This window comes from Terracoccus luteus (genome assembly GCF_003635045.1).
In the GTDB taxonomy this organism is placed as follows: domain Bacteria; phylum Actinomycetota; class Actinomycetes; order Actinomycetales; family Dermatophilaceae; genus Terracoccus; species Terracoccus luteus.
This window is the reverse complement of the sequence record NZ_RBXT01000001.1, coordinates 1,914,836-1,930,486: the sequence shown is the minus strand read 5'-3', so window position 1 is coordinate 1,930,486 and position 15,651 is coordinate 1,914,836. Positions and strand designations below refer to the sequence as shown.

Below are 15,651 nucleotides of genomic sequence, written 5' to 3'. Positions count from 1 at the left end.
TCACGACCGGCTCGTGACACCCGCGAGGTGCTCGCGCACCACGGGCAGGGTGAGGTCGAGCATCGCGCGGGTCAGCGTCAGCCGCTCCCGCAGCAGGGCCCGTGCCGCGGCGTGCCCGTCGTCCCGGCCGGTGCCGCCCGCCGGGTCGGGGAGGGCGTCGACGGGCAGCGCCGTGAACAGCGAACGCGCGAAGAGGGAGCCGAGGTGGCCGAAGCGCACGAGGTGGGTCGGCACCGTCCAGCCCTCCTCGCCGAGACCGGCGACGTAGGCGGGCAGGATGGCGGCGTCGATGGCGGGAACGTCGTCGGCCGAGGTGAGGCCGGCGTGCATCGGCCCGACGAGCAGCTGGCCGAGGTCGAAGCCGACCGCGAGCAGCGAGCCGAAGCCCCAGTCGATGACGACGACGTCGCCGCCGGCGCGGGAGCGCAGCAGGTTCTGCACGCTCGCGTCGCCGTGGGCGTAGGTCTGGGGCAGGTCGTCGAGGGCGTCGAGCACGGCGGGGACGAGGTCGACCAGGCCGAGCAGCTCGGCCCGCAGGCCGTCGTCGCCGAGGTCGCGCAAGGTCTCGACCACGAGCGGGTGCGACCACGGCCCGTCGGGGGCGAGCTCGGCGCGCGCGAAGAGCAGCACCCGGGGCTCGGAGAAGAGGCGCAGGGCCGCGCCGCGCGGCAGCTGGTGGCACACCTCCGGGAGGGCGGCGTTGACGGCGGCGCCCTCGCGTCGCCGGGCAGCCAGCCGGCCGAGCAGGCCTGCGGTGTCAGCCAGCTCGGCTGTCGACCAGGGTCCAGGACGCTCGTCGACGAGCTCCCACCAGAGCAGGACGTGATCCTCGTCGAGGGGGTCTTGGTCGTGCAGCACGGGGGTGCGCAACCCCGGTGGCATGACGGCGTCGATGCCCGACAGCGCCATGTCGAGCTCGAACCGCCAGGGGAAGCGCTCGAGGAAGAAGTCGCGAGCGCCCCCCTCCGGGATGGTGCGCAGCCCCGGCCAGTGCCGTGGGTGCCGCAGCAGCTTGGCGAACCGGGTGACCGGCTGCGACTGCTGTGCGCCGAGGCCCTCCGCGGCCGCCTCGACCTTCCACAGTCCGGCGGTGGCGGGGGAGCCCCACGCGTAGTCGACCGGGGTGAGGTGCACGTGGGCCCGGTCGACCCCGAGGTGGCGAGCGGCGCGGTCAGCGACGGCGTCGGTCAGCGACTGGGCGGTCCAGGGGTCGGCGTCGGTCATGGCTCCTCCTCGCACGGCCGGACGGTCTCGCGCCGCCCCGCCAGGTGGTAAAGCACCTTTACCTCTTTGAGGTTAGGGTGGTCCGGTGAGCGGCGGCAAGAGGGTTTCGGGCCGTAGCCCTCGGGACGGCCGTGGGGCACACCACGACGAGACGCTGCCCGACCACCTGTTTCGGTGGTCGGAGGCGCTGTCCCGGCGGCTCGCCCACGAGATGGGCGTCGCGGCCGACCCCGCCCTGGCCGGGCTCACCGGTCGCCGTGCCCGGCTGCTACAGCTCATCCCACCGGACGGCCTCCGGGCGAGCGAGCTCGCCGACCGCGCCCGCACGACCCGGCAGGCGTTGGGCCAGCTCGTCGACGTGCTCGAGGGCATGGGCCTGGTCGAGAGCGTCACCGACCCCGCCGACGCCCGCGTCCGTCTCGTGCGACGCAACCCGGCCGGCGAGGCGGCGAGTGCCGAGGTGACGCGCGCCATCGCGGCCGCCGAGCAGGCGCTGCGTGACGACGTGGGAGCCCGGCGCTACGACGCCATGGTCGAGACCATGCGGCGGCTGGCCCGCGACGTCGAGCTCTGACCGCCGGGCCGCCGGCGATGCCCTCGACGCGGACCCCCGGCCGTGTGAGGGTGGTGGCATGAGCACGGACGAGAGCCAACGCCGGTACGTCATCGTCGGGGGTGGCCTCGCCGCCTCCCGCGCCGTCGAAGGGGTCCGCAGCATCGACGAGCGCGGCCCGATCGTCCTCGTCACCGAGGAGGACGAGATCCCCTACGAGCGACCGCCGCTGTCCAAGGGTGTCCTCAAGGGCGACGACGAGCCCGACTCCGTCTACCCGCACGACCGTGGTTGGTACGACGAGCAGCACGTGCAGCTGCACGTCGGGGACCCCGCCACCTCGCTCGACGCCGCCGCGCGCACCGTCACGCTCCGCAGCGGCGAGCAGGTGGCCTTCGACCGGCTACTGCTCGCCACCGGCAGCTCGGCGCGGGCCCTCGAGGTGCCCGGCGCCGAGCTCGACGGCGTGCTCTACCTGCGGGAGAAGGGGGAGTCGTCGGCGCTGCGCGAGCGCCTCACCGACGGGGCGCGGGTCGTCGTCGTCGGGGCCGGCTGGATCGGTCTCGAGGTGGCCGCCGCCGCGAGCGAGGCCGGCTGCTCCGTCACCGTCGTGGAACCGCAGGCCGCACCCCTCGTGCGGGTCGTGGGGGAGCAGGTGGGCGGCTGGTTCGCCGACCTGCACCGCCGGCACGGGGTCACCCTGCGTCTTGACACCGGCGTCGAGCGCATCACGGGCGACACGAAGGCGGAGGGCGTCGTGCTCGAGGGGGGAGAGACCCTGCCCGCCGACGTCGTGGTCGTCGGCGTCGGCATCACCCCCAACACCGGACTCGCCGAGGGCGCCGGCATCACGGTCGACGACGGCATCCGCACCGACGAGCACCTGCACACCTCGGCCGACGGCGTCCTCGCCGCCGGCGACGTCGCGAGCTGGCGCAGCACGGCCCTCGACACCCACGTGCGCGTGGAGCACTGGGCCAACGCCCACGACGGCGGCTACGCGGCCGGCCGGTCGATGGCGGGCAGCGACGAGGCCTACGACCCCATCCCCTTCTTCTACTCCGACCAGTACGACGCCGGACTCGAGTACGCCGGGTACGTGCCGGCCGACGTCGACCCCGAGGTCGTGCTGCGCGGCGAGCCGTCGACCGACGAGTTCATGGCGTTCTGGGTCGTCCCCGCCGAAGGTGCGGACGGCCGCGTGCGGGTGCTCGCCGGCATGCACGTCAACGTCTGGGACACGATGGATGCCGTGCAGGCCCTCGTCCGCGACCGCACCCCGGTCGACCGCGAGCGGCTCGCAGACCCCGACGCCGACCTGTCCGAGCTCGCCGGCGTGCCCGCGCCCGACGCCTCCTGACCCCCGCCCGTCCGTCCGCGGGCGGCGCCGACGCCCGGGTGCGGCCGGGTGGCAGGATGTGGCGCGTGACGGCACAGATCCTCGACGGCAAGGCGACGCTCGCCAGCATCAAGACCGATCTCCGAGCCCGGGTCGAGGCGCTCACCGCCCGAGGCGTCACCCCCGGTCTCGGCACCGTGCTGGTCGGTGACGACCCCGGCAGCCACTGGTACGTCGGGGCGAAGCACCGTGACTGTGCCGACCTCGGCATCACGAGCCTGCGCCGCGACCTGCCCGCGACGGCCACGCAGGCCGAGGTCGAGGCCGTCATCGACGAGCTCAACGCGGACCCCGCGTGCACCGGCTTCCTCGTGCAGCAGCCCACCGGCCTCGACGAGATGGCACTGCTCTCGCGGGTGCTGCCGGAGAAGGACGTCGACGGCCTGCACCCGATGAACCTCGGCTGGCTCGTGCTCGGCCGCCCCGCCCCGTTGCCGTGCACCCCGATGGGCTGCGTCGAGCTGCTGCGCCACCACGGCGTGCCGCTCGACGGCGCCAGGGTGGTCGTCGTCGGCCGCGGCCTCACCGTCGGGCGCCCGCTCGGGCTCATCCTCACCCGTCGCAGCGAGAACGCGACGGTGACCCTGTGCCACACCGGCACGAAGGACCTCGCCGCCGAGGTGAGGCGCGCCGACGTCGTCGTCGCCGCCGCCGGGGTGCCGAACGTCATCACCGCCGACATGGTCAAGCCCGGCGCCGCCGTGCTCGACGTCGGGGTCAGCCGCGTCGACGGCGCGATCGCCGGTGACGTGGCCGCCGACGTCGCCGAGGTCGCCGGCTGGGTCAGCCCCAACCCCGGCGGCGTGGGGCCGATGACCCGCGCCATGCTCCTGACCAACATCGTCGCCGCCGCCGAGGCGCGGGCGGCCGCCGCCGACGCGGCCTGACGTGACACGCCCCACCGCCCGGCGGCAGGCCCGGCCCTCATGAGGTGGCGGGGGAGCGGCTTCGTCGTGCTCGGGGTCTGGTGGCTCGTGGCGCTCGTCGTCGCGGCCGGTGTCGCCGCGATCGGCCTGGGACACATCCGCGTCGGTGGGCAGGTCGTCTTCGCCGCCTTCGTCGTCGCGGCCGTCGTGCGCCTCTTCGCGCGCCCGGCGCGGCGGGCGGGAGGCCTCACGGTGCGCTCGCGGGCGCTCGACGTCGTCGTGCTGCTCGCCCTCGGCATCGGGGTGCTCGTCGCCTCGGCCACCGTCAACCTCGAGCCGGGCGGCGCCGACCGCCCCGCCGGCCGCACCGGCCTTCCCACCCCCTGATCCCGTCGAGAGGTCAGACAGACCCCGTCGAGAGGTCAGACAGACCCCGTCGAGAGGTCACCGCGACGGCCCCGGATGCCGGGTGGCGCGGTCGTGCGCGCACGTGGCCACTCCCCGGCATCCGGCCCCTCGGACATGCGACGGCGCCGGCCACCCGAAGGTGACCGGCGCCGGTGACCGCGTGACGCGGAGACGTCAGTGGCGTCTGTGGCGTCAGATGAGACCGAGGCCCTTGACGGCGTCGCGCTCCTCGGCGAGCTCCTTGACGGAGGCGTCGATGCGGGCGCGCGAGAAGTCGTCGATGTCGAGACCCTGCACGATGCTCCAGCGGCCGCCCTCGACGGTGACGGGGAAGCTCGAGATGAGACCCTCCTCGACGCCGTAGGAACCGTCGGACCGCACGGCCATCGAGACCCAGTCGCCCTCGTGCGTGCCCTGCACCCAGGTGCGGGCGTGGTCGATGGTGGCGGAGGCGGCGGAGGCGGCCGAGCTGGCGCCACGGGCCTCGATGATGGCGGCGCCGCGCTTGGCGACCGTCGGGATGAAGGTGTTCTCGAGCCAGTCCTGGTCACCCACGGCCTCGGCGGCGTTGCGGCCCGCGACCTCGGCGTGGAAGAGGTCGGGGTACTGGGTGGCCGAGTGGTTGCCCCAGATCGTCATCTTGGTGATGTCGGTGACCGGCACGCCGAGCCTGGCGGCGAGCTGGCTGATGGCGCGGTTGTGGTCCAGGCGCGTCAGGGCCGAGAACTGCTCGGTGGGGATGTCGGGCGCGTTGCTCATGGCGATGAGGGCGTTGGTGTTCGCCGGGTTGCCGGTGACCGTGATGTGCACGTCGTCGGCCGCGACCTCGTTGAGGGCCTTGCCCTGCGGGGCGAAGATGCCGCCGTTGGCCTCGAGCAGGTCGCCGCGCTCCATGCCCGGGCCGCGCGGACGGGCGCCGACGAGCAGGGCGTGGTTGACGCCGTCGAACACCTTCGTCGGGTCGTCGCCGATCTCGACCTTGGTGAGCGTCGGGAACGCGCAGTCGTCGAGCTCCATGACGACGCCCTCGAGCGTCTTGAGGGCCGGCGTGATCTCGAGCAGCCGCAGCTCGACCGGGGTGTCGGGGCCGAGCAGGGCGCCGCTCGCGATGCGGAACAGCAGGCTGTAGCCGATCTGGCCGGCAGCGCCGGTGACGGCGACCTTCACGGGGGCGGCGGACGGGGTTGTGCTCACGGTTGAGGCCCTTCACATCGGTGGGACGCTGGTCGATCCGACGCTATCAGTGGGCGCTGCGACCTCAGGAGGCGACCGAGAGCGCCAGGGTGAGCAGGGCGAGCAGCCAGCTGACGAAGCTGCCGACGAGGAAGTACTCGGTGACGTCGTCGATGCCGACGGGGCCTCCGCGGCTGCCCCCGGTCGGCCCGGAGAGGCTCGCCCGGCCCGATGCCTGCAGCTCGGGGAAACGGAGCAGCCCCTTCGCCGCGATGACGAGACCCGCGGCCCCGAACTCGCCGGCGAGGCCGAGGCCCAGGATGACGAGGCGCTCCATCGGCCCGAGCAGCCGGCCGCCCTTGAGCCGGTCGGCGGCCTGCGGGCCCGACTGCGAGCCCGACTGCGGGGCCCGCCCGTGAGGTGCCGCGACCTGGTCGGGTCGCAGCGCACCGATGGCGAGCAGGACGAGCCGCACGATGACGTTGGCGGTGGCGACGTTGAACAGGACGAGGGCGGCCACGAGCAGCACCCGTCCGGCCGAAGCCGGTGCGCCCGGCAGGTCGGCCCAGTAGAGCCAGCGCTGCAGCGGACCGGCCGCCGTCGACGCGGCCCCCGAGAACGCGACGAGCACCGCGAGGGTGGCGAGCAGGGAGGCCAGTGCCCCGACCGCCTGCAGGCCGGTGCGCTGCGCCCGACGCGACAGCTCGGTCCAGGCGGCGAGCCCGGCCGCCCCGACGGCGAGGGCGAGCACGTCGGCCCAGCCGTCGACGTCGGTGAGCACCGCGGCGAGGGCCACGGTGACGGGCGCGGCCACGTGGGCCGCGACGCGGCCCCGGCGCCCGACCGAGGAGCGAACGAGGTCGGCGACCCCTGCCCCGAGCAGCACGATGGCGAGCCAGGTCACGGTGCCGGCCTCACGGCATCCGGCTCAGGGAGGTCATCGTGTCGACGGCGACGCCGAGCCCGTCGCGGCGCACCCGCTGCGACACGGCGGAGGGCGAGACGGCCAGGTCGGCGGCGATCTCGTGCTGCGTGCGCCCGTCCATGAGCCCCCCGAGGATGGTCGTCGACTGTGTCGAGAGAGAGCCAACCACGAGGTCCAGACAGTCGAGGGCCGACTGCACGGCGACCCCCACGCCGAGTGCGTCCCCCTCTGGCGGCTCGTACGTCGTGCGTGCCGTGCGCGTCTGCGCGCGCGAGGCCCGCTCCTTCGTGCGCTCGATGGCGGAGCGCGCCGCCCAGTACGCCGGACCGTCGTGGATGCCGTGCCGCGCGTCGAGCGTCTGGGTGGCACCGCGGCCGAGGCCGAAGCGGACGTCGACGTCGGGGGCGAGCCGCAGGCGCAGGCCGAAGCACGCCGCCAGGGCGGAGCCGAGAGTGGCGAAGCGGCCCTGGAACTCGTCGCCGACCGTGACGACGAGGGGGTCCAGCGCCGTCACGTCGCCGTTGACGTGGTCGATCACCCGGGCGAGCGTGTCGTGCAGGGCGAGCCGGTCGGGCGCCCGGCGCGACGCGACCACGTCGCCGATGAGCACGACGTCGTCCGCCCCGTGCGGGTCGGTCACCCCGGGTGGTGAAGCCTGAGTCTTCTTCTGGCTCATATGAAGATATTACCTTCATAACGGCCGGATGAAGCCCTCAGGGTGTCACGAGTCGAGGACGGGGCGACCCTCCGCGTCGAGCTCGGCGTTCCCGGCATCCGAGGTGGTGCCGTCGATGTCGAGCTCGGCCTTGTCCTCGCCGGTGATGAACGAGAACGTCGAGCCGGCGATGAGGGCGCCCACGACCGGCGCGACCCAGAACGCCCACAGCTGGCCCGGGGCGCCCTCGCCGTTGAAGAAGGCGACCGCGGTCGAGCGGGCCGGGTTGACCGAGGCGTTGCTCACCGGGATGGCGATGAGGTGTGCGAGCAGCAGGCCGAACCCGATGGCGAGCGGCGCGAAGCCGACCGGGGCGTCGGCCTTCGTCACGCCGAGCACGATGTAGACGAAGAATGCGGTGACGAGCGCCTCGACGAGCAGTACTGCGCCCAGGGCGAATCCGCCGGGGGAGTGCTCACCGAAGCCGTTGGCCGCGAGGTTGCCCGTGACCGGCAGCCCCGTCGACGACAGCACCCCGGCGAGGGCACCGCCGGCCAGCAGCCCACCCACGAGCTGGGCGACGACGTAGAGCGGCACGTCCTTCCACGGGAACCGCTTGGCCGCCGCGACGCCGATCGTGACCGCCGGGTTGAAGTGGGCCCCGGAGACGTGCCCGATGCCGTACGCCATCGTCGTGACGGCGAGGCCGAAGGCGATGGCCACCCCGAGGTGGCCGATGCCGAGCTGCACCGGCGCCGGGTCCGAGAGCGACTGGGTGACGAACTTCGCGCCGAAGATCGCCGACCCGCAGCCGATGAAGACGAGCCAGAAGGTGCCCAGGGCCTCTACGGCGAGGCGCGAGGTCAGCTTGGGGGTGTACACAGGTCGCCTCCGCGGTGTGCGAACGAGCCGGGGTCCGTGCTCGCTCGGCAGCGTACTGGACCGCTCGCCCGCGGGTCGGCCGGACGCGCCCCGGGGGCCGCATGCACCGCCCTGCACGAACCGCCCTGCGCGTCCCGGCGGGCGAGCCGAGCCTTCGTGCACTACCGTTTCCGCAGGTCGGACATAACGGGAAAAGCGTGAGGAGTCGTCGTGCCGCTGCAGCGCCTGCGGTCGGGCTTCTCGGCCACCCTCGGGCGGGCCGGGGCGGTCGTGTCGGCCAGCTCGGTGCTCGCCGCCGGCGTCGCCTTCGCCGTCAACCTGCTCATGGCCCGCTCGCTCGGCCCCGACAGTCGCGGTGACGTCGCCCTGCTGCTGTCGGTCGCGTACTTCGTCACGCCGGTGACCCTGCTCGGCGTCGACCGGCTCGTTCTGCGCCAGGGCGGGGTCGGACCCGCCCACCTCGGCGGCTACGTCCTCGTCCTCAACGTCGTCGCGGCCGCCGGGCTGTCGATCGTGCTCGGCTGGTCGGCCGTCGTCGTGGGAGCCGTGAGCCTCTGCGGGGCCATGACGGTCGTCGCCCGCGCCCGGGCGCTGCACTCGGGGCACGTGCGCACCTTCGCGCTGCTCTTCGTGAGCCAGCAGGCCGGCATCCTGCTCACGTCGGTCGGGCTCTTCGTGGCCGGCGTCACCGACTGGCGGCTGTGGGCGCTCGGCTACTGCCTCTCCGCCCCCGTCTTCGCCGTCGTCGAGCTGCGGAGCGCCCTGCGCCGGGACGCGCTGCCGGTCGGCCGGCTGGCCCTCACCCTGCTGCCGGGGGCGGTCGCGGCCCTCGTCGTCACGCGGGTCGACCGGGTGCTGCTCGGGTCGCTGGGCGGCGCCTACGAGCTCGGCCTCTACGTCACCGTCGCCACCGCCACCGAGCCGGTGTTCTGGATCTCGCAGGCGCTCGCCGACCGTCGCAGCTCGACGGCCCATGACCGCACGGGGCGGCTGGCGGCCGACGTCGCCGTCTTCACGGCCACCTCGACGGTGCTCTCGGTCGCGCTGTGGTTCGCCGTCGAGCCGCTCTTCGGGCCGCAGTTCGCGCCCGCGAAGGCGTTCATCGTCCCGCTCGGGGTCGCCGGCATCCTGCTCGCGCTCTACCGCCAGGGGGTCGCCGCCCTCGTGCGCTCGGCGTCGCCCCGGCGGGCGAGCGTCGTCGAGCTGGCCACCGCGGCCGTCGCCCTGCCGGTGTACGTCGTGGCCGTGACCCGGTGGGGCGCCGCCGGGGCGGCCTGGGGCTCGGCCGTCGTCTACCTCGTCGGTCTGCTCGTCAGCCGTGCCGCCGGGCGCGGCCTCGCGCCGGCCGTCCCCTCGCGCCCCGTCGAGGGGCCTGTGCTCTCCGACCCCCGCGGCACCGTCGCCGCCCCCGCCCTCCCCGTGACCCAGCCAGCGAGAGCCGAGCCATGAAGATCACCTACATCCACCAGCACTTCAAACGGCCGGACCAGGCAGGCGGGACCCGCTCGTGGGAGTTCGCCCGGCGGCTGGTCTCCGACGGCCACGCCGTGACCATGATCTGCGGCGGCCCGGAGCGGGCGACCTATACCGAAGCCGGGTTCACCGTCGTTCAGCTGCCGGTGCGCTACGCCAACGCCATGGCCCCCTGGCGGCGGCTCGTCGCCTTCGCGCGCTTCATGCAGCTGGCCACGACGGCGACCTACGCCGACCGCGGGGACGTCGTGCTCGCCTCCAGCACCCCGCTCACGGTCGCGGTGCCCGCGCTCGTCTCGACCCGGCTGCGCCGCAGCGCCTTCGTGCTCGAGGTGCGAGACCTCTGGCCCGAGGCACCGGTCGCCCTCGGGTACCTGCGCTCGCGGCCCGTCATCGGCCTCGCGCTGCGTCTCGAGCGCACCGCCTACCAGCGGGCCCGCCGCGTCATCGCGCTCTCGCCGGGCATGGCCGCCGGGGTGTCGCGGGTGGTGCCGGGCAAGCGGGTCGACGTGGTGCCCAACGCGTGCGACATCGAGCTGTTCGACCTCAGCCCCGCCGACCGGGCGACGGTGCGCGAGCGCGAGGGGTGGGGTGACGACCGGGTGCTCGTCTACGCCGGTTCCCTCGGCGCCATCTACGACGTCCCGTGGCTGGCCGGCCTCGCCCTGGCCGCGCGCCGTCAGGGGCTGCGCGTCGTCGTCGTCGGCGACGGCTCCGAGCTGCCCGCGGCGCGAGCACGACTGCGCGACAGTGGAATCGACCCCGACGAAGTCTTCGTCGGCCCGCGCTCGAAGGTCGAGGTCGCCGGCCTCGTCGCCGCCGCAGACGCGGTGGTCTCCAGCGTCGTCGATGCCCCCGTGCTGGAGCCCGCCTCGATCAACAAGGTGTTCGACGGCCTCGCCGCCGCCCGACCGGTGGTGTTCAACCACCGCGGGTGGCTCACCGACCTCGTCACGGACGAGGGTGCCGGGCTCTACGTCGGGGACGTCGACGCCGACACCGCCGTCCGACAGGTCCTCGACCTGCTGACCGACGACCTGCGCTACCGGCGGGCCGTCGATCGGGCCCGAGCGGTCGCCTCCGAGCACTTCGCCCGAGACACGCTGTACGGCACCTTCCGCGACGTGCTGACGGATGCCGGTGAGCCGACGGGCGCACGCCGGTGAGCACCGTGGGCGTCCGACAGCCCGACACCGTGGGGCGACGGTCGCGGGGGAGTGACACCCAGGCCTCGGGGACGGACCGGTTCGGACAGTCGCTGCTCGTGGCCCTGTACCTGTCACTGCTGGCCGGTCGCTTCAGCCTGGACCGCCTGGGTGACGGGCTGCCGGACTTCGACCTGCGCTGGGGGGCGCTCGGCCTGTGCGGGCTGGGCTATGCGTGGTGGCGGACGCAGCACATGACGTACGGACGTCGGGTCACGGCGTCGCCGGTGGCGGGCTTCACGTGGTTCGTCGGGTGGTCCGGCTGGCTCGCGGTCTCCGCCCTCTGGGCACCTCCGGGGTCGCGGGCCTCCGACGCGGTCGTCGACCTCGTCCTGCTCGTCGCCTTCGCCGCCCTGACGGTGGCCACTGCGCGACGGCTGCCCACCGGGTCGCTCGACGTCGTGTGGACGTGTCTCGTCGTGACGGGAGCCCTGTACCTGGTGGGGGCACTCGTCGCCGGGCCGGGAGCGCAGGGGCGCTACGCCGCCTTCGGTGGAGGCCCCAACGTCTTCGTCCGCGTCATGATCCTGGCCGTCCTCGCTTGTTTCTACCTGGCGATCGTGAAGAAGCGCCGTCTCCTTCTCGTCGCCGTGCCCCCTCTCATCGTCGGCTCACTGCTGGCCGGGTCGAGGGGAGGACTCGTGGCCCTGCTCGCGGTGGCGCTCCTCTTCGGGCGCCGGCTCTGGAGGCAGCTCGGCCGGGGGCTCCGGCACACGTTGGTGTTCCTCGCGGTGCTCGCTCTCGGCGCCGTGGCGGCCTCCGGCCTCCGGCTCTCCTTCGACGGCGTCGTCTACCAGCGCATCGTCGACCAGACCTTGGAGCAGGGCTACGACTCCGGGCGCACCGAGATCCTCGCCGGAGCCGTCGACCTGTTCACCCGATTCCCCGTCGCGGGTGCGGGACTCGACGGCTACTACGGCCTCGTCGGCCAGTTCGCCGGCTACCAGTACCCGCACAACCTCGTCATCGCCACGTTGGCAGAGTCAGGGCTCGTCGGAGGGCTGCTCTTCCTCGGCGCCCTCACCGTGCCCTTCTGGACCACGGTACGAGCCGGCCTGACCGCCACACGGGTGTTCTACCTGGCTGCGGCCACCCTCATCGGCGTCGCCAGCTTGTTCTCCGGCGACTACTACGACACCCGGTTCCTGTGGTTCTTCCTCTTCCTCGGAGCCATCGAGGCGTCCTCCGGGAGACGAGCCGCCGCAGATCCGCAACCGGGCAGGACGCGTCGAGTCGACGACCGCCGACGGCTGGCAGCCCGAGGGGCGTGAAGGGTTCGGGCCCTCCAGGGGGCCTGAATCCTTCACGACCCTGCAGCATTGGGCCTCGGCTCGGGGACGGACGCACGCGCTGAGGATGCCGGCCCGCCCAGGAGGGTGTGTCGGCATCCTTCGCGGGTGCGGGGGTCCGGAGCGGGTGCGGGGGCCGACCCGAACCGCGGGTCAGCGGGCGAGGTGGGCGGCGAGGCCGGTGCGCCAGTCACCGATGGGGGCGACGCCGGCCGCCTCGAGGCTGGCGTGACCGAGCACGCTCCAGGCCGGGCGCGGGGCCGGTCGCGGGAAGGCCTCGGTCGTCGTCGGCTGCACCCGCTCGGGGTCGAGGCCTTCGTGCTCGAAGACGGCGCGGGCGAAGCCGTGCCACGTCGTCTCGCCGGTCGCGGTGGCGTGGTAGGTCCCGGCCGGGGCGTCGGCCTCGACGAGCCGCACGACGAGGTCGCTGAGGTCGACCGTCGACGTGGGCTGACCGTGCTGGTCGTCGACGACCGAGAGCGTCTCGCGCTCACCGGCGAGGCGCTGCATCGTCGAGACGAAGTTCGGCCCGCCGGCGCCGTAGAGCCACGCCGTGCGCAGCACCCAGGAGTCGGGGCAGTGGGCCCGCACGGCCCACTCGCCGGCGGCCTTGGTGCGGCCGTAGGCGGAGCGCGGCGCGACCGGGTGGTCCTCGGTGTAGGGCTCCGTGGCGAAGCCGTCGAAGACGTAGTCGGTCGAGACCTGCACGAGCCGTGCGCCGGTGGCGTGGGCCGCCCGCGCGAGGTTGGCCGGCCCGACGGCGTTGACCGCGAAGGCCGCCGCCTCGTTCGTCTCGGCGTCGTCGACCGCGGTGAAGGCGGCGGCGTTCACGACGAGGTCGTGACCGGTGACCCCGGCCCGGCACAGTGCCGGGTCGGTGATGTCGAGGTCGGGGCGACCGAGCGCCGTCACGGCGTGGCCGGCGTCGCGCAGGGCGCGCACGAGGTCGAGGGCGAGCATGCCGCCCGCCCCCGTGACGAGCACGCGCTTCGGCTGGTCGGTCACCGTCCGAGCCGAGCGTAGGTGCGCTCGGCGTCGACCTTGGCGCTGCTCCACCACTGCGGGTTGTCGCGGTACCAGTCGATGGTCGCCGCCAGGCCGGCGCGGATGTCGTCGTAGCGGGGGCGCCAGTCGGTCTCGGCCCGCAGCTTGCTCGAGTCGATGGCGTAGCGCAGGTCGTGGCCGGGTCGGTCGTTGACGTGCTCGAACCAGTCGGCCGGCTTGCCCGTCAGCTCGAGCAGCAGCTCGACGATCTCGCGGTTGTTGCGCTCGCCGTCGGCGCCGATGAGGTAGGTCTCGCCGAGGCGGCCCTGCTCGATGATCGCCACGACGGCGTCGTTGTGGTCGTCGACGTGGATCCAGTCGCGCACGTTGAGACCCGAGCCGTAGAGCTTAGGCTTGGTCCCCTCGAGGATGCCGGTGATCTGACGCGGGATGAACTTCTCGACGTGCTGGCGCGGGCCGTAGTTGTTCGAGCAGTTCGACACCGTGGCCTTGATGCCGAAGGAGCGGATCCAGGCGCGCACGAGCAGGTCAGCGCCCGCCTTCGTCGCCGAGTAGGGGCTCGACGGGTTGACCGGGGTCGCCTCCGTGAAGCGGTTCGGGTCGTCGAGCTCGAGGTCGCCGTACACCTCGTCCGTGGAGATGTGGTGCAGCCGCTTGTCGTGCCGGCGGACGGCCTCGAGCAGCGTGAAGGTGCCGATGACGTTGCTCTCGACGAACGGCCACGGGCTGTCGAGGCTGTTGTCGTTGTGCGACTCCGCGGCGAAGTGCACCACGACGTCACACTCGGCGACGAGCGGGTCGACGACACCGGCCTCCGCGATGGTGGCCTCGACGAGTCGTACGCTGCCGTCACCGGTCTCGTCGAGGACGGGGGCGAGCGACTCGCGGTTGGCCGCGTACGTCATCGAGTCGATGACCGTCACCTGCCAGTCGGGCCGGGTCTCGCGCAGTCGCAGGACGAAGTTGGAGCCGATGAAGCCGGCACCGCCGGTGACGAGAACACGCATGGGCGACAGGGTATCGGCCGACGGGGCTCCGATCTGACCGATTCGTCGGTCACGCAGGCGCACCCTAGGCTGACCGTCCATGAAGGGGATCATCCTGGCCGGCGGGACGGGCAGCCGCCTGCACCCGATCACGCGCGGCATCAGCAAGCAGCTCATGCCCGTCTACGACAAGCCGATGGTCTACTACCCGCTGTCGACGCTGATGATGGCCGGCATCCGCGAGGTGCTCGTCATCACCACCCCGCAGGACGCCGACCAGTTCGAGCGCCTGCTCGGCGACGGCGCCCAGTGGGGCATGGAGATCTCCTACGCCGTGCAGGCCAGCCCCGACGGCCTGGCCCAGGCCTTCATCCTCGGTGCCGACTTCATCGGCGGCGACACCGTCGCGCTCGTGCTCGGCGACAACATCTTCTACGGCGCCGGCCTCGGGTCGCGCCTCACGGACAACACGGCCGTCACCGGCGGGCACATCTTCGCCTACCGCGTCAGCGACCCGACCGCCTACGGCGTCGTCGAGTTCGACGACGACGGCACGGTCATCTCCATCGAGGAGAAGCCCGAGCGGCCGCGCTCGAACTACGCCGTGCCCGGCCTCTACTTCTACGACAACGACGTCGTCGGGATCGCCCGTGGCCTGACGCCCAGCGCCCGCGGTGAGCTCGAGATCACGGCGGTCAACGACGCCTACCTGCGTCGCGGCGACCTCACCGTCAGCGTGCTGCCCCGCGGCACCGCGTGGTTCGACACCGGCACGTTCGACGGCCTCATGGACGCCAGCTCGTACGTGCACACCGTCGAGGCCCGGCAGGGGCAGAAGATCGGCTGCATCGAGGAGATCGCCTGGCGCAACGGGTGGCTCGACGACGACGGCCTGCGTCGGCACGCCGACGACCAGGTCAAGAGCGGCTACGGCGTCTACCTGCACGGCCTGCTCGCCGAGCGTCACGAGTCGCGGCAGCGGGGTCACTGATGGACGTCCGCCCCTTGCGCATCGCCGGCGCCTTCGTGATCACGCCCCGCCAGTTCCCCGACGACCGCGGCGTGTTCCTCGAGTCGTTCCGGGGCGACCGGCTCGCCGAGCACACCGGCCACCGCCTCGACGTCGTGCAGACCAACGTCTCGGTGTCGTCGCGCGGCACCCTGCGCGGCATCCACTTCGCGGACGTGCCCGTCGGCCAGGCGAAGTACGTCACCGCCGTCACGGGCGCGCTCGTCGACTACGTCGTCGACCTGCGCGTGGGCTCGCCGACCTTCGGCGAGTGGGACTCCGTCGTGCTCGACTCGGTCGACCGGCGTGCGCTGTACCTCGCCGAGGGTCTCGGTCACGCCTTCTGCGCCCTCGAGGACGACACCACCGCGCACTACCTCTGCTCGTCGGCCTACAACCCGACGGGCGAGCACGGCATCAACCCGCTCGACCCAGACGTGGGCCTCACCCTGCCCGACGGCGTCGAGCCGCTGCTGTCGCCGAAGGATGCCGCGGCGCCCACCCTCGCGGCCGCCGTGGAGTCGGGCCTCCTGCCGACGTGGGAGGCCTGCACGGCCTGGTACGGCGCGCAGGCCGACCGCCGCCCCGTCTGAGCGGAC

General features: G+C 73.3%; 16 protein-coding genes. 9 read left to right on the top strand and 7 right to left on the bottom strand.

The window, feature by feature from the left end:
- The gene (locus DFJ68_RS08800) at positions 1 to 1,224 is read right to left on the bottom strand and encodes an aminoglycoside phosphotransferase (RefSeq protein ID WP_121032447.1); all 1,224 of its coding nucleotides are present in this window, start codon (positions 1,222 to 1,224) and stop codon (positions 1 to 3) included.
- An 85-nt stretch (positions 1,225 to 1,309) separates the two neighbouring features.
- On the opposite strand from DFJ68_RS08800, the gene DFJ68_RS08795 reads away from it, so the two are divergent.
- From DFJ68_RS08795 to DFJ68_RS08780, 4 genes are all read left to right on the top strand, one after another.
- A complete protein-coding gene (locus DFJ68_RS08795) occupies positions 1,310 to 1,798 on the top strand; it encodes a MarR family winged helix-turn-helix transcriptional regulator (protein WP_147431535.1) in 489 nt (162 codons plus the stop codon).
- A 58-nt stretch (positions 1,799 to 1,856) separates the two neighbouring features.
- On the top strand, positions 1,857 to 3,137 hold the full coding sequence (locus DFJ68_RS08790; protein WP_121032443.1) for an NAD(P)/FAD-dependent oxidoreductase: 1,281 nt from the start codon (positions 1,857 to 1,859) through the stop codon (positions 3,135 to 3,137).
- Between the two features lie 65 nt (positions 3,138 to 3,202).
- Entirely contained in the window at positions 3,203 to 4,063 is an 861-nt protein-coding gene (locus DFJ68_RS08785) for a bifunctional methylenetetrahydrofolate dehydrogenase/methenyltetrahydrofolate cyclohydrolase (protein ID WP_121035235.1), read from the top strand.
- Between the two features lie 39 nt (positions 4,064 to 4,102).
- Complete coding sequence (locus DFJ68_RS08780; protein WP_121032441.1) at positions 4,103 to 4,429, top strand: DUF3017 domain-containing protein; 327 nt, start codon at positions 4,103 to 4,105, stop codon at positions 4,427 to 4,429.
- A 213-nt stretch (positions 4,430 to 4,642) separates the two neighbouring features.
- On the opposite strand, the gene DFJ68_RS08775 is transcribed toward DFJ68_RS08780, so the two are convergent.
- The 4 genes from DFJ68_RS08775 to aqpZ all read right to left on the bottom strand — a co-directional run bounded on the left by DFJ68_RS08775 (position 4,643) and on the right by aqpZ (position 8,085).
- The gene (locus tag DFJ68_RS08775; protein WP_121032439.1) at positions 4,643 to 5,644 is read right to left on the bottom strand and encodes a malate dehydrogenase; all 1,002 of its coding nucleotides are present in this window, start codon (positions 5,642 to 5,644) and stop codon (positions 4,643 to 4,645) included.
- Between the two features lie 64 nt (positions 5,645 to 5,708).
- Positions 5,709 to 6,527 carry a hypothetical protein gene (locus DFJ68_RS08770; protein ID WP_121032437.1) on the bottom strand — a complete coding sequence of 273 codons (819 nt, stop codon included), beginning with the start codon at positions 6,525 to 6,527 and terminating at the stop codon, positions 5,709 to 5,711.
- A gap of 10 nt (positions 6,528 to 6,537) precedes the next feature.
- Positions 6,538 to 7,224, bottom strand: a complete 687-nt coding sequence (locus DFJ68_RS08765) for a SatD family protein (RefSeq protein WP_121032435.1) — start codon at positions 7,222 to 7,224, stop codon at positions 6,538 to 6,540.
- Between the two features lie 45 nt (positions 7,225 to 7,269).
- On the bottom strand, positions 7,270 to 8,085 hold the full coding sequence (gene aqpZ / locus DFJ68_RS08760; protein WP_121032433.1) for an aquaporin Z: 816 nt from the start codon (positions 8,083 to 8,085) through the stop codon (positions 7,270 to 7,272).
- Between the two features lie 210 nt (positions 8,086 to 8,295).
- Between aqpZ and DFJ68_RS08755 the strand changes: the two genes are divergently transcribed.
- The 3 genes from DFJ68_RS08755 to DFJ68_RS08745 all read left to right on the top strand — a co-directional run bounded on the left by DFJ68_RS08755 (position 8,296) and on the right by DFJ68_RS08745 (position 12,034).
- A complete protein-coding gene (locus tag DFJ68_RS08755) occupies positions 8,296 to 9,534 on the top strand; it encodes a lipopolysaccharide biosynthesis protein (RefSeq protein ID WP_121032431.1) in 1,239 nt (412 codons plus the stop codon).
- Entirely contained in the window at positions 9,531 to 10,724 is a 1,194-nt protein-coding gene (locus DFJ68_RS08750; protein WP_121032429.1) for a glycosyltransferase family 4 protein, read from the top strand. Before DFJ68_RS08755 ends, DFJ68_RS08750 begins: the two co-directional genes overlap by 4 nt.
- A 98-nt stretch (positions 10,725 to 10,822) precedes the next feature.
- Complete coding sequence (locus tag DFJ68_RS08745) at positions 10,823 to 12,034, top strand: O-antigen ligase family protein (RefSeq protein WP_147431534.1); 1,212 nt, start codon at positions 10,823 to 10,825, stop codon at positions 12,032 to 12,034.
- A gap of 171 nt (positions 12,035 to 12,205) precedes the next feature.
- On the opposite strand, the gene rfbD is transcribed toward DFJ68_RS08745, so the two are convergent.
- Both rfbD and rfbB read right to left on the bottom strand, forming a co-directional pair.
- Positions 12,206 to 13,057 (bottom strand): dTDP-4-dehydrorhamnose reductase, encoded by an 852-nt coding sequence (rfbD, locus tag DFJ68_RS08740; protein ID WP_276330698.1) that lies wholly within the window; start codon positions 13,055 to 13,057, stop codon positions 12,206 to 12,208.
- Positions 13,054 to 14,064, bottom strand: a complete 1,011-nt coding sequence (rfbB, locus tag DFJ68_RS08735; RefSeq protein WP_121032425.1) for a dTDP-glucose 4,6-dehydratase — start codon at positions 14,062 to 14,064, stop codon at positions 13,054 to 13,056. The genes rfbD and rfbB overlap by 4 nt, the downstream gene beginning before the upstream one ends.
- 79 nt (positions 14,065 to 14,143) lie before the next feature.
- Here rfbB and rfbA point away from each other — a divergent pair, with 79 nt between their 5' ends.
- Both rfbA and DFJ68_RS08725 read left to right on the top strand, forming a co-directional pair.
- Positions 14,144 to 15,034 carry a glucose-1-phosphate thymidylyltransferase RfbA gene (gene rfbA / locus DFJ68_RS08730; RefSeq protein WP_121032423.1) on the top strand — a complete coding sequence of 297 codons (891 nt, stop codon included), beginning with the start codon at positions 14,144 to 14,146 and terminating at the stop codon, positions 15,032 to 15,034.
- Entirely contained in the window at positions 15,034 to 15,645 is a 612-nt protein-coding gene (locus DFJ68_RS08725) for a dTDP-4-dehydrorhamnose 3,5-epimerase family protein (protein WP_121032421.1), read from the top strand. The genes rfbA and DFJ68_RS08725 overlap by 1 nt, the downstream gene beginning before the upstream one ends.
- The last annotated feature ends 6 nt before the right edge of the window (positions 15,646 to 15,651 follow it).